Below are 12578 nucleotides of genomic sequence, written 5' to 3'. Positions count from 1 at the left end.
CACGAGCTTAACCTTCTTTTTTTTTGCCTGTTCAATTGTTCCGCTTCGTTTTTTTTGAGATCGGTTTGTCATGTTATCTTTTTGGATAGTATTCAGATTTGTCTACGTGCTATTGGTGTTTGAACGATAAAAAACAGGCTGCGTTAAATTTCATGATAAACAAAGAGCTGTAAATGACATCTGAACCTATCCGCTGGCTTCATTTATCTGATTTTCATGTTGGCAAAGATCACTATGAGACAAGAAAACTCTTCGGCCATCTGCATGATCATGTTAAAGAAATATGTCAAACAAGATTTGTGCCGGATATGGTCTTTATGTCAGGAGATATTGCGAATGGTGGCGTAGAAGATGAATATATTCAATTCATAGAAGAATTCTTTGATCCACTTAAAAAAATTTTGGAGAGCTTTCAATGGAAAGGGAAGTTTTTTATTGTCCCTGGAAACCATGATGTCCAGCGTAAGTATGTTAAGGATATCCCACGTGACTCCCGCCTGAAAGCGGCCTCCAATTTTTTCAGAGCAAGTTCTGACGGTCTGCAAGATCGACAAATTCATGAACTTCGAGCTGTTGAACAATTTGGAGAGTTGATCATTCTTACAGACTCGTATTCTGACAATTGGCTTGAATCTGAGGAAGGATCTTTCGTATCCACCTTTAAAATCAAAGAGCGAACTGTCGGTGTTGCGGGCATCAACACCGCTTGGTTATCTCGTGACAACTCAGACAAAGAGCAGCTTTCACCCGGAGTGGACTTGCTGAATTCAGCTCTGAAGAAAATCAAAGACTGTGATCTTCGTATCCTGCTGGGGCATCATCCTGTAGATTGGTTCTTTCCTGAGCACTGCATCCGCATCCAGAATCTGCTTGGTGATAACAGAATAATTTATCTGCATGGGCACTTGCATGAAAACCGGTCGAAGCCATTGGAAACTGGCGGAGGAAAATTTCTACAGATTCAGTCTGGTGCCGCTTTCCAAGTGAGAGAGGGTGATGAAACCAAGTGGAAAAACGGCATTCTTTGGGCAGAGGTTGACAGCGAGCTGAAAACGATTTTGCTTCAGCCCAGATATTGGAAGGACAGCGAAAGTCGATGGGGAATTTCGGATGATTTGCATGAGGACAGGAGAGTAAAAGGTAACTGGTGGTCTTTTTCGCTCCCTTGCAACAAAACAATTTCTGAAAAAGAAAAAGATAGTCAAGACGCAGACCAAACACTGTCTGTTGATATGCCGGATGGATGGGAACTTATTGACTCGAAATTCATTGCCTCACGAAGTCGGCAGGAAATCAACGACAACGCATTTATTCAATATTTTGATGGGGCTGTTCCAAGTTGGCATCAGGAGCTTATACGCGCTCTTCCTTTGCGCAATGCCTCGGCAAAAGCTGTTGAAATTTTAAAGCAGGCAAAAGATCAGGACCGTTCGACAATGCTGCTGCTCTCTGGAGCAGGGGGAGAAGGGAAAAGCACTGCCCTTATTCAGGTGAGCTATGCTCTGTATCAAAGCGGTGATTGGCATCTGCTTCTACATACTCATGGTGATAAACCTTTACCAATTGAGCAGCTTCGTGATTTTCCTGCCGACAAGCCGTGGCTTATCATTTCAGATGATGCCGATCTGATCGCAGGCAACCTGTCTGCAACCTTGTCGTGGATTTCCCAGCATCGGCGGGATATTCATTTCCTTTTAGCGGCCCGGCAGAGTGATTGGTATTCCGCTGGCGGAACACGAGTTGGCTGGAGTCAGCATTGCGCATTTTATGAAATAATCCTTGGCAAACTTGAACAGAATGAAGCTGAAGCCATTGTCCAGCTTTGGAGAAAATACGGAGATCAGGGATTAAAAAATCTGCATAGCAGCACTCATGAAGAGGCAAGCCATAAACTTTATCAGGCATCTCTTGACCAAGCTGGAAAGGGTGAAGGCGCATTTCTTGGGGCCATGCTCACCGTCCGTTTGGCAGATGGATTGAAAGATCACGTCCGGCTGCTCCTTGCCCGTTTAAAAAAACAGGAGATCAAACAGAGCGGAGGAAAAACCTTGCTGGATGCATTTGCCGCAATTGCTTTGATGCATCTTGAAGGCTTTGATTTTCTTTCAGCTCCTGTGCTCTCTCAATTCATTTATGATAATCCAGATAAAAGTCCTAAAGGCGGCATTCTGATACCCTTGGGCAAAGAGGCTGCCGCCACCTCAGCGGGCAAGTTCATATTCACCCGGCACTCAATTATCGCAAAAGTCGCCGGTGAACTGTTGGAGCAGGACTTTGCTGTCGATTCTCAGGAAATATTTGCCCTTCTCGGCGCAGCAGCCATTAAGGCGAAGGGAAAAGGAACCTATATACTAGAGCTTGGGAAGTGGAACTATGATTTCCCTGAACATTTCCTCAAAACAAACCGTCAGCAGACAGCAATTGTTATCGGAAAATTTCAATTAGAATGCGACCCAGGAAACTTAAAGCTGCTGACCAACCTTGCGAAGCTCTATCGTAAATCTGATAATGCAGCGCAAGCGGCTCAACTGTTCCATAATTATTCAGCAGGAAAGAAAGATCGTGCGTTCTATTATGAATGGGGAACAGCCGAAGGAACTGCTGGTAATCACGCTTTAAATGTATTGCTGGCTGCTGTCAGCATTGCAGACCGAACAACTTTTGCCCCGCCAGATAATAAGCAAGCCAAGCTCAGTCTTGCCGGATCGGGTGTGGCTTTTGAACAGCTATATGGTCAGTATCATGAAAGCATATTCCGTGATGCCCAACACGCCTGCAGGGTCTTAGGACTCTGCCTTTTCCTTGATACAAGAGCAGAAGGTTGTTTTACGAAAGATTGTGAAAGCACTTCCAAACAGGGTGCGCCAGATATGGATATTCAGCAAGCCGTTGATGCCTTTTCGCTCGGCGTGAACACGGCATGGCGTTATGCTGATATTGATGAAAGCCTTTCCAAACAACTGCCTCTTGCAAAAGATGAGATGCGTTTCGAGGAGTTGATAAAATTGATTTATGCTTCGATAGCTAAAAAGGAAAAGCAGCCCAGCAGGTCTGCTTGAGTGAAAACAAAAGCGGATACCTGAGATCGACGGCCCAAAACGGCCCGTTCACCGTTTAAACCGCCCCAAACTCAATTGAAATCGGGACGATTCACACTTAAATTGCCCTGATTTAAATTTAAATTGACACGATTTCAATGTGAATCAGGGCGATTCAAACTTAAACCGGGGCGATTTAAATCGAAAACGTCCCGGTTTCAATTTAAATTGGAGCAATTCACACTTAAATTGGGCTGATTTCAATTTAAATCAGGGTAATTTCAATTTAAATCGGAGCAATTCACGCGCAATCGGGCCGATTTCAATTTGAATCGGGGCAATTTAAGTTTAAATCATCCCGATTTAAATCGAAAACGGCCCGATTCAAACGTGAATCAGAACGGTTCAAACAAGCTTTCTCCAAGAAAAAACGAAAAAATACCGGGAAAATACTGGCATTGAGGCATACGCGGTCTTGCAGTTCAGGAAGCACAACCAACATCAAAGCAAGGAGGGTCGAAACATGCGTTTTCCAAACACTGAAGCGACAATCATAGCCTTGGCGCAAAAGATGATCAGCGGGTTCACCAACAACCCGAATTTCCCTGAACCGCCGGTCACTCCGGCGCAGCTGCAAGCCCGGCTGGATGCGACGAACAGTTCCAGCATTGCGCAGGGCAGCGCGCAGGCGGCGGCAAAGCAGGCCACGGATGCCAAGCAGGCCGACATTGAGGCCATGGTTGCCGACATGAAAACCATGCTCCATTATGCTGAAGACGCGGTGCAAGGCGATGATTCCAAATTGTCGGAATTAGGCTGGGGAGGCAGGTCCGAACCGCACGCGCTGGAAGTCCCTGGTGCGCCAAGGCTGCTTGAAGCGCGGGAGCAGAACGCAGGCTGGCTGATTTTGGATTGGAAAAAGCCTGCGGACGGCGGCGCGGCAGCTTCGTACCGGATCGAGCGGCGGGATTTGACTGAAGGTGCCAGCCCATGGACGCTGGCAGGCATGGCGGTTGACACCGAAATCACGCTCAATGATCAGCCGCGCGGCAAGGATTTGGAGTATCGCGTCATTGCGGTCAACAAAGCCGGAGAAGGCGGGCCAAGCAGCACCGTGACAGCGGTATTATAAACCTGAATGGCTGCGCCAAGCCTGTGTTTAAAGTAGGGGCGAAAAATCTTTCGCCCTTGCTGCCTTGCGCAAGAGGTCTTATGCGGGAAGGGCAGGAACAGCTCTGAGGAAAAGAAAAGCAGGTCAGACGCTCGAGAGCCTGACCTGCTTTGTTTTCAGAGGTGCATCACATGGGCACAATCAGCTTGTTGCTGTCTTCGTTCCAAGTGACAACCACATACCACAAGGCCATTATGAAGGCGATGAAGCCGAGCGTCCAGCCGTAGCCCATTGCGTCAGGCAGATAAACAAAACGGCCAAGCATGCCCTCATCCTCAAATTTTGCCTCCTTGAACCAACTGGTCATCAGCGAGTTGGCAACGCCGAAAAAAGGCACGACGATCCAGAGCTTGAGCTGCCCTTCACCGACGCGCCAGAGTGTGCCGGAGCCGCAGCCGCCTGCCAGCATTCCGCCCAAGCCAAAGAGGAAGCCGCCGACCACGCCGCCCCAGCCAAAGGTTCCGCGCACATAGTTCGCAGGATCAAGCACAGGATTGCCTTCCAGCCGGATAGGAACGGCGTATTTCACCACCGCGCCGCCGACAGCGAGAATAAAGATGGACAAAGCCACGGATTTGGCCAAGGTGCAGTCGCCAGTCATGTGCGGTTCACGGAAACCCTGAATCATGCACCAGCGGCCACGGTGCATGGCGTAGCCCAGCCCGGCGGCGAGCAGCAGAACACCGGACAGAGAGGCGATATATTCTGTGTTGTCTTCGCCGTCATATCCGGCATACCAGCGCGCCCAAGCGATCAGGCCGATCAATGTCGCCAAGCCAAGCAGCGTCTGAAGCGTGCGGGGGATGTCAACAGTCCATGCGCCGCTGGAACCCCAGCTGATGTGCTCCATCTCTTTATAAATCAGCCAGAGACCAAGAATGACACCGGCGACGATGCCCAGCCACATGCTGAAGCCGTTGGCAGCCAAATTGCCGATGGCGTTGTACATGCCGCCCACGTTGCAGCCTCCTGCCAAGGTTGAGCCAACACCCATCAGCACACCGGCAAGAGCGCCTTTGACTGCTTCGCGGTAAGGCGGAAAGCGAAAGGCGAATTGACCGCCGAGAAAAGCTGACAAAAGGGAGCCGCCGAGAAAGCCGAGACCAATTACAGAGCCGGAATCAAGCAGCGGAGAGGTCGGCGTGTCGCCGAGACCGAGACCGCACACTATCCAGTCTCCCCAGTTGCGGATTGCGCCCACCGCGCCCCAAGGCCGCCACCAAACCATCATCAATATGCTCAGCAGAGCGATGATCACGCCGGTGATGTTGGCATCCCATTCCGTTTCACAGAGCTGTTTGTACAGATTTCTGATTTTGCCCAAAAAACTCGACTCGCTCATTGGTCTTTACCCTCTGGTTAAAAATATTTTTGATGACCGCGCTCTTCTGCGCGATGTTCTGTTTCCCAAGTTCTTGCTGCCGCGCTGGCCATTCGGCCAGCTTGTCATTGTATAATTTCTTGCACTGGTTGTACAGTTTTTTTGCAAGACTGCCGCAGTTCTTTTGCTCGGCGGCTGCTGCGGAGAATGCAGCGGAAGAGCGGCAGAACGCATCTTTCAGGACTGACGGTGCTGAGCAGCCTTTTTCTTTGTATTCCCTGAAGATAGGAGAAACCTTCGCAGAGGTCTTCTGCATTAAACCCTTGACAGATGCGGCTTCATTCGTTATAGAGAACGAATCTTGTCGATTTTAAAGAGGCTGAAAAACAGCCTGATCAGAGGCGGTTCAGCCCGAAATATTTTTATCCTTCAACACAGGAGAACCAAATGAGCGACGTGAAGACAGCACCCGACGGACTGGTACCAGCAGCAGTGCTTGATGCGAAAGGCCTGAGCTGCCCGATGCCCCTGCTGCGCACCAAAAAAGAGATCGGCAAGATCAAGGCCGGTGATATCCTCCAGATTGACGGCACCGATCCCGGCTCGCGCAACGACATCCCCGGCTGGTGCACCCGTTCCGGCCATGTGTATCTGGGCGAGAAAGAGCAGAGCGGCTACATGAGCTTCTACGTCCAGAAAGGCTGATCTCCCCCCATCCACTCCAATCTCAATGAGGAACAGGCCGATGTCTGCCGATCCAAACAAACTTGCCATCTTCGTCACCTCGCCCCAGAACATGACCCATGTCGTGGGGATCGCCGAAGCTGCGGCGCGGGCTGGCAAGAAGCCCATGATATTCTTCACCTACAAATCCATTCACCTGACCAAGGATCCGCGCTTCGAGCCGCTGGCCAAGCTCTGCGGCGAGGACAACCTCGCCATCTGCGCGGACAGCTACACCTGCGAGGGCTATGACTCAGTCAAGGACATTCCCGCCGGAATGACCGCCAAGCAGATGCGAACTCAGGCATTCCACGGCGCACTGCTGGACGAATGCGGCAAGTACATCGTTCTATAAGGAGCCTGTGACATGGAATCGCTGAAAGTTTACATCCTGATCGCCAACCGCACGTACAACGACGGCATCCGCTCTGCGCTGGGGCTGGCGGTGGAGAACCATTACGGCTATCCGGTAATCATGAACGGAGAGTTCCCGAAGTTCTCCAACTATATGGCAGAAAACATCGCCTGGATCGGAGACATGGAGGGCGAAGTCTTCACCTGCGGCGCGCCTGCGCCGGAGAACCTGCCGGACGATGTCCCGCTGACCGAGATCAGCTTGGAAGAGCTGGGCGAGCGGATGCGTGACGCTGACTATATCATTCCCTACGGCCTGCCCAAGCAGACCAACACCCCGCCGCCCGCCTGCGCGGAGTAAGGCGCGACGAAGACGAGGAGAAGACGATCATGAAAATGCTGCAGGTATATCGTTCCGAGCCGAACAAGGATGTTCAAACCTTGGTTGCCATCCTCAACCGGGACCGGGAAGCGGACGAGTTCAAGCTTTACGGCGAGAATCCCAACTATGACGAGCTGGTGCAGAAGATTTTCGCAGCAGACAAGACTGTCTGCTGGTGGTGAGTCAAACCGCTGAACCGCTGCGGTGAGCGCGAGGCCCGTGATCGGAAACGATCATGGGCCTTTTTCGTTGGCAAGGTTTTGCTCCGCCTCCTTCAACAGGAGCTTTTTATATATATAAAAAACTTATTGTTATTGGGCCTGTCAAATTGTTGAAAACAGCACTAAGACGTTGTTTTTATAAAAAGTCGTATCTTGATAAGTTCTTGATAACTTGTTAGCAGACAGGCCTCTTCGGCTGCTGCTGAACAAAGTTATCAACAGGCGGAACCGAGTTATCAACATTTTATCAACAGAGTTATGAACAGGCTTCTGCACGAGCTTCTGCAAGAGGGTGTCAAGGGCCAGGTCTTTCCCGGCGCGGCTGCTGCGGTCGCCTGCGGCAGCGGCCCGGCCCGGCAGACCGCTTTCGCGTATGCCGGTGTTTTAAACAGCCGCACCTGTATCCCCGTGACTGGCGGCACCCTCTTTGATCTGGCATCCCTGAGCAAGGCCCTGTCAACCAGCCTGATCTGCTTTGCGCTTTTTGTTGAAGGGAAAATTCATCCTGACGATCACCTTGCCGATCTGCTGCCGGACATTCCGCCCGACAAGGCGCAGATCAGCCTGCGCAGCCTGCTTTCGCATTCTTCCGGCTTGGCGGCATATCAGCCGTGGTTTCAGCAATTCGCGCCGACGCAGCAGCAGGAGAGCAAAGCGGCACTGCTCCGCCTGATTCTTGACGAGCCGCTGGCCTATGAGCCGGGCAGCCGCTGTCTCTACAGCGACCTCGGCTTCATCCTTCTTGGCCATCTGGTGGAGGAATTGACCGGCCAGAGCTTGTCAGAATGCTTCCGCGCGCGCGTGACGGCACCGCTGGGCTTGGAAGAGGAGCTGTTCTATCATCCGACAGCGGCGGAGCGGCTGCGCTGCGCTGCGACAGAAGATTGTCCGTGGCGGGGCAGGGTGATGCAAGGCGAAGTGCATGACGAGCATTGCTGGCTGTTTGGCGGGGCAGCTGGACATGCAGGTTTGTTCGGCACAGCAGCGGGCGTGCTGCGGCTCTGCGGGGCGATTTTAGATGGATGGAAGAACAAAGGCGCGGGCGGCTGCGCATGGGCGGCATTTCTACCCGAGGCTTTGCGCCCGCAGCTGCCCGACCAAACGTGGCGCATGGGCTTTGACAGCCCGACTCCGGGAACCTCCAGCAGCGGCAGCTGGTTTTCTCCGTCCAGTGTCGGCCATCTCGGCTTCACAGGCACGTCATTCTGGATTGACCCGGACGCGGAGCTGATCGTTGTCCTTTTAAGCAACCGGGTGCATCCCAGCCGGGAAAATACGAAAATCAGGCAGTTCAGACCGTTTTTTCACGATGCTCTTCGGAGCCTTTTCTAAATCTTCCACCAAGGAGCTGTTCCATGCTAAAAAGAATTCTCGCTGTCCTCTGCCTCTCCTGCCTGCTCGCCGCCTGCGCGGGCAGCAGAAAGGAGGCCGCCGTGCCTACCCCGCAGGCCGCCAGCCCGGTCAGAATCACCATCCTGCAAATGAATGATGTCTATGAGATCGCGCCGGTGAGCGGCGGCAAGGAGGGCGGACTGGCGCGGGTGGCGACCCTGCGCGACCGCCTGCTGGCCAATAATCCCAACACCCTCACTGTGCTGGCCGGCGACCTTTTTAGTCCCTCCGCGCTGGGCACGGCGCCGTATGCGCAGAGCCGGCTTGCTGGCAAGCAGATTGTGGCGGCTATGAACGCCCTCGGCTTGGATTACATCACCTTCGGCAATCATGAGTTCGACATCAAGAAAGAACAGTTTCATGAGCGGCTGAAAGAGTCGCAGTTCACCTGGATATCCAGCAACTGTTTTGATCAGGACGGCAAGCCTTTTCCAGCTGTGCTTGAGAGCAAGATCATTGAGGTGCAGGGCGTGAAGATCGGCCTTTTCGGCCTGACGCTGGCCAGCAACAAGGCTGAGTATGTCAGCTACAAGGATCCCTTTGCCGTCGCCCAGGAAAAGATCGCCGAGCTGCGGCCCAAAACAGACATCCTCATCGCCCTGACCCATCTCAGCTATCAGGACGACATCGCTTTGGCGAACCGCTTCCCTGAGCTTGACCTCATCCTTGGCGGCCATGAGCACGAGAACATGCAGTTCTGGCGCGGCAAGGATTTCACCCCGATTTTCAAAGCGGACGCGAACGCCCGCACCGTCTATGTCCATGAACTGAGCTGGGACAAGACCGCCGCCCAGCCGCTGCATGTCAGCTCGCGCTTGGAGCGCGTCACCGACGCGCTGCCGGAGCAGGAGAAAACAGCGAAAGCGGTGGCGGAGTGGCAGGGCATCGGCTATGACGGCTTCCGCAAAGCAGGCTTTGAGCCGGAACGGGTGGTGGCAGTCAGCACTGAGGAGCTGGACGGCCTTGAAGCCAGCGTGCGCAACCGCTCCACCCGTCTCACCGAGCTGATCACGCAGGCCATGCTGCACGCCGCGCCGGGCACGGAGCTGTCCATCTGCAACAGCGGCGCGATACGGATAGATGATGTGCTGCCTCCAGGCAAGATCACAGAATACGATGTCATCCGCATTCTGCCCTTCGGCGGCGACATAGTGACCACGAAGATGAAAGGCTCGCTGCTGCGGAAGACCTTGGATCAGGGCCTGAAGAACAAAGGCGGCGGGTCGTACTTGCAGACCGGCAATGTCGCTGGAGGCGGCGGCCAGCCGTGGCTGATCAACGGCAAGAAGCTCAATGAGAAGAAAACTTATTCCGTGGCTGCGCTTGAATACCTGCTCAAGGTCGGCGACAGCGGCTTGGAGTTTTTAGTCAAGAATCCAGCCGCGCCTGTGCTGGAAAGCAAAGGCGACATCCGCAAGGCACTGATTGAGGAGCTGCAAAAGGTGGTTGGAAACTGAGCGAAGGCGATTGAGGCTCATTGTTGCGGCTGGTACTCCACCTTTTCCAGAAACAAGCCGCAAGCCGGAGCTGTCGGGCCAGCCTGCTTGCGGTCTTTTGCTGCAAGGATATTGGCGAACTGCCCGCAGCTTAAACGGCCTGCGCCGACCCAGATCAGGGTTCCGGCCAGATTGCGCACCATGCAGCGGAGAAAGCCGTCGCCGCTGAAACGGAAGGAGAAATGCTCAGGCCGGGCTGGATCGGCCACGCATTCGGCACGGAAGATGGTACGCACTGCGCCCCGGCCCTCGGTCTTGCTGCGGTCGCGGGTGCCTACGGCTTCAAAGCTGGAAAAGTCGTGACTGCCGACAAGCAGTTCCAAACAAGGCCGCACGCGCTCCGGCAAGAAGGCGCAGGGCGTGTGGGTGCGGTAAAGGCGTTCGGAGGGCAGCTGCACTGCGCCGGTGAAGAAGTCGTAACGGTAGGTTTTGCCGAGCGCGGAGAAGCGGGCGTGGAAATCCAGCGCAGCCTCGGCGGACTCCAACACACGCACCGCCTTGGGCAGCATGGAATTCAACGCCCGCTGAAAGGCCGCCGCAGGCATGGCCGCGCCGGTATGGAAGTTGGCGGTCATGGCTTCGGCATGAACCCCGGCATCAGTGCGGCCCGCGCCGCTGACCTCCACCGGCTCCTTGGTGATGCGGGCCAAGGCATCCTCCAGCAGCCCTTGAATGCTCGTCCCGTTCTCCTGCTTCTGCCAGCCGCAGAAGCCAGTGCCGTCGTAGGCGACGCGCAGACAGATGTTGCGCTGCATCATGGGAAGACGCTGTCGACAAACCCGTATTCGCGGATTTCAGAGATGATCTCGGTCATTGGGCTGAGCTGCAAGCAGTGTAAAGGAGAAGACATCTGTCTACGGTCGGAAGATGAAATTCTCAAAACTCCATGGATTGGCCGGATGAAGCGCAACCTTGGGATGTTCTTTGAAGAAGACAGGCGAGTTGATGAAAGGTGTCCAGTCCGAAGGAACAGAGAGAAACTCGCCCAGATACGGCTTGGCAAGAGCGAGAATGCGGTCATAGGGCAAGTCATCCGGCACACAGAGGCCTTGCCAAGGATGCTCCAGCATCCAAAGCACTGCCGCTGCCAAGCCAATGGCAACCTGCACCGTGGTGGCGTTCTGGTGCGGCACCAGCCGTCGCGCCTCGTTGATGTCAAGGCTGCTGCCGGTCCACCACGCGCCGCAATCCCCCATAAGGAGTGCTCCAAGAACATTCTTTCCCTGCACGATCTCGTCGCGCATGATGCGTTGTTTTGGTTGCAGCTCATAGTTGCGGCAGCGCAGTTCATGCAGGGATGAAAGCGTCTCATGGCACGGCATATAGGCATAGTGGACTGTGGGCCGGTATGCTGCCGCGCCATTCTCATCGCGCACAGTGAGACTGTCAGAGATGGTGAACGCCTCGCCGTGACGGATGACCATGCCGACAATCTCCTGCTGCGGAATCCATGATCTGACCCACGTGTTCATTCCCATCTGACAGAGGAAGATTTGATTCCGTGGCCCGTCGTCAGGAAAGACCGCCGCCAGCGAAGGCGGATCTTCATGCGTGCCCCAGCCTATCTCTGCCGGCGCGACGCACTCTTCGTACAAGCCTTGGATGCTCCATGTGCCGACAAACTCATCCACCTCTTTGGGGCGGCTGGTGATCTGCATGTCGCGCTCGCTGCAATGAATAACCCGCACACCCAGCCGCATTGCCAGCCGGGCGAAATCCTGCTGATCGAGCAGCTCGGCCAGCCTTCTTTTCTCCCCATTGTTGACAGCTGGCGCCTCCAGCCGGTTCCGGGTGATGTCAGCCAGTCCTTGTCGGGTGAAATGCGAAATCAGGCCAGGGTTCGCGCCATGGTCCAGCACCGCAGTGGCAGCAGTGCTGCGCCATTGGGCGGCAGCGGCCCGCAACTGCATGTGCCGGGTGTAGAGCGACTTTTCCAGCGTGCTGCGGCTGCGCATTCCAGCCTGCGGATCCCATTCCTCCAGCGAGGTGTTGACATACAATGTGTCGTGATCATGACACCATTGCATCAGCTCGACCGAGTCAACATTCCACGAGAGATCAATGACGAGTCCGCCCGGCCCCGCATGGCTGGCAAGCATCTGCGGCAGATTGTCTGGAGTGAGCCGTTCTTGAATGAAGCGGATGCCCTGCGCCATCCATGCATGCAGCTCAGCAGGAGGTTCTGCGAAGTCAACAACGGTGATATGCTGATATGGAACAGTGATGTGCCGCAGCAAGATCGGCAGAACGCATCTGGCAACTGCGCCATAACCGATAAGCAGTATCTTTCTCGTGGAGATCATAACGTTCTTTATGGGCGCAGAAGACTGCCCGCAGGCAGCGGCAGGGTGCAGGTTTATCCTGCCTCGAAGCACAGAATGGCTATGGTGAACAGCAGCAGGCCTGCCACCTTGCTGGCAGACAGGGTCTCGTCAAAAAGAAACACGCCTGCTGCTGTGAGCGAAAGGATGTTGAAGATG

General features: G+C 54.1%; 12 protein-coding genes. 8 read left to right on the top strand and 4 right to left on the bottom strand.

Going from position 1 to position 12578, the window contains the following annotated elements; translation table 11 throughout:
- Nucleotides 1-173 precede the first annotated feature (173 nt).
- Together ACNKID_RS05955 and ACNKID_RS05950 are read left to right on the top strand one after the other, a co-directional pair.
- A complete protein-coding gene (locus ACNKID_RS05955) occupies nt 174-3059 on the top strand; it encodes a metallophosphoesterase (protein WP_417912519.1) in 2886 nt (961 codons plus the stop codon).
- Between the two features lie 502 nt (nt 3060-3561).
- Nucleotides 3562-4170 (top strand): fibronectin type III domain-containing protein, encoded by a 609-nt coding sequence (locus tag ACNKID_RS05950; protein WP_417912518.1) that lies wholly within the window; start codon nt 3562-3564, stop codon nt 4168-4170.
- Nucleotides 4171-4336: 166 nt separating this feature from the next.
- On the opposite strand, the gene ACNKID_RS05945 is transcribed toward ACNKID_RS05950, so the two are convergent.
- Together ACNKID_RS05945 and ACNKID_RS05940 are read right to left on the bottom strand one after the other, a co-directional pair.
- Complete coding sequence (locus ACNKID_RS05945) at nt 4337-5533, bottom strand: YeeE/YedE thiosulfate transporter family protein (protein ID WP_417912517.1); 1197 nt, start codon at nt 5531-5533, stop codon at nt 4337-4339.
- The gene (locus ACNKID_RS05940) at nt 5496-5846 is read right to left on the bottom strand and encodes a hypothetical protein (protein ID WP_417912516.1); all 351 of its coding nucleotides are present in this window, start codon (nt 5844-5846) and stop codon (nt 5496-5498) included. The genes ACNKID_RS05945 and ACNKID_RS05940 overlap by 38 nt, the downstream gene beginning before the upstream one ends.
- Nucleotides 5847-5977: 131 nt before the next feature.
- Between ACNKID_RS05940 and ACNKID_RS05935 the strand changes: the two genes are divergently transcribed.
- The 6 genes from ACNKID_RS05935 (at nt 5978) to ACNKID_RS05910 (ending at nt 10059) form a co-directional block, all read left to right on the top strand.
- Nucleotides 5978-6235, top strand: a complete 258-nt coding sequence (locus tag ACNKID_RS05935) for a sulfurtransferase TusA family protein (protein WP_417912515.1) — start codon at nt 5978-5980, stop codon at nt 6233-6235.
- 40 nt (nt 6236-6275) lie between these two features.
- Nucleotides 6276-6608, top strand: coding sequence for a hypothetical protein (locus ACNKID_RS05930; protein WP_417912514.1), 333 nt, complete (start codon nt 6276-6278; stop codon nt 6606-6608).
- A gap of 12 nt (nt 6609-6620) precedes the next feature.
- On the top strand, nt 6621-6968 hold the full coding sequence (locus ACNKID_RS05925) for a hypothetical protein (protein ID WP_417912513.1): 348 nt from the start codon (nt 6621-6623) through the stop codon (nt 6966-6968).
- Nucleotides 6969-6997: 29 nt separating this feature from the next.
- On the top strand, nt 6998-7171 hold the full coding sequence (locus tag ACNKID_RS05920) for a hypothetical protein (RefSeq protein ID WP_417912512.1): 174 nt from the start codon (nt 6998-7000) through the stop codon (nt 7169-7171).
- Between the two features lie 297 nt (nt 7172-7468).
- Nucleotides 7469-8542: a serine hydrolase domain-containing protein gene (locus ACNKID_RS05915; protein ID WP_417912511.1), complete on the top strand. Its 1074-nt coding sequence runs from the start codon at nt 7469-7471 to the stop codon at nt 8540-8542.
- A 23-nt stretch (nt 8543-8565) separates the two neighbouring features.
- Nucleotides 8566-10059 carry a bifunctional metallophosphatase/5'-nucleotidase gene (locus ACNKID_RS05910; protein ID WP_417912510.1) on the top strand — a complete coding sequence of 498 codons (1494 nt, stop codon included), beginning with the start codon at nt 8566-8568 and terminating at the stop codon, nt 10057-10059.
- A gap of 17 nt (nt 10060-10076) precedes the next feature.
- On the opposite strand, the gene truA is transcribed toward ACNKID_RS05910, so the two are convergent.
- Together truA and ACNKID_RS05900 are read right to left on the bottom strand one after the other, a co-directional pair.
- Nucleotides 10077-10856 carry a tRNA pseudouridine(38-40) synthase TruA gene (truA, locus tag ACNKID_RS05905; protein WP_417912509.1) on the bottom strand — a complete coding sequence of 260 codons (780 nt, stop codon included), beginning with the start codon at nt 10854-10856 and terminating at the stop codon, nt 10077-10079.
- A 96-nt stretch (nt 10857-10952) separates the two neighbouring features.
- The gene (locus ACNKID_RS05900) at nt 10953-12401 is read right to left on the bottom strand and encodes a saccharopine dehydrogenase NADP-binding domain-containing protein (RefSeq protein ID WP_417912508.1); all 1449 of its coding nucleotides are present in this window, start codon (nt 12399-12401) and stop codon (nt 10953-10955) included.
- Nucleotides 12402-12578: the final 177 nt, after the last annotated feature.

The organism is Candidatus Electronema sp. TJ, from assembly GCF_048287355.1.
Taxonomy (GTDB): Bacteria; Desulfobacterota; Desulfobulbia; order Desulfobulbales; family Desulfobulbaceae; genus Electronema.
Note: the sequence above shows the minus strand (reverse complement) of the source record. Positions and strands in the feature narration are given on the sequence as shown.